Annotated in this window: 1 protein-coding gene; it reads left to right on the top strand. The window is 64.3% G+C overall.

The features are described 5' to 3' along the window. Positions 1 to 12: 12 nt before the first annotated feature. Positions 13 to 297, top strand: a 285-nt coding sequence (locus ABD323_RS43685) for a hypothetical protein (protein ID WP_344447567.1), incomplete at its 3' end; no start/stop codon positions are given.

Raw genomic sequence — 297 nt, 5'->3', positions numbered from 1 at the left:
GGGGCCCACGCGATGGAGTCCCAGACGCCGCCGCAGTTCAAGGCGAACCAGGTGACGCAGTCCCAGCTGAAGCAGCTCAGCAAGGCGGAGGAGCGCCGGGTCGGCCGGGTGCTCAACTACGACAAGAGCTTCTTCATGGTGGGCGTCGACAAGCTCTACGAGGTCTCGCCGTTCCAGGCCAAACTGGCGCTCAGCAACCCGCATTTGGGGAAGACCTACGACGGTGCGCCGGCGAAGCTGTACACGCTGTCGGCCAACGAGTACGCGGCGCTCAAGAGCGTGATGGACGAAAACTCC

Source organism: Kitasatospora nipponensis, assembly GCF_039528135.1.
Taxonomy (GTDB): Bacteria; Actinomycetota; Actinomycetes; order Streptomycetales; family Streptomycetaceae; genus Kitasatospora; species Kitasatospora nipponensis.
This window is presented reverse-complemented; position numbering and strand designations above follow the sequence as displayed.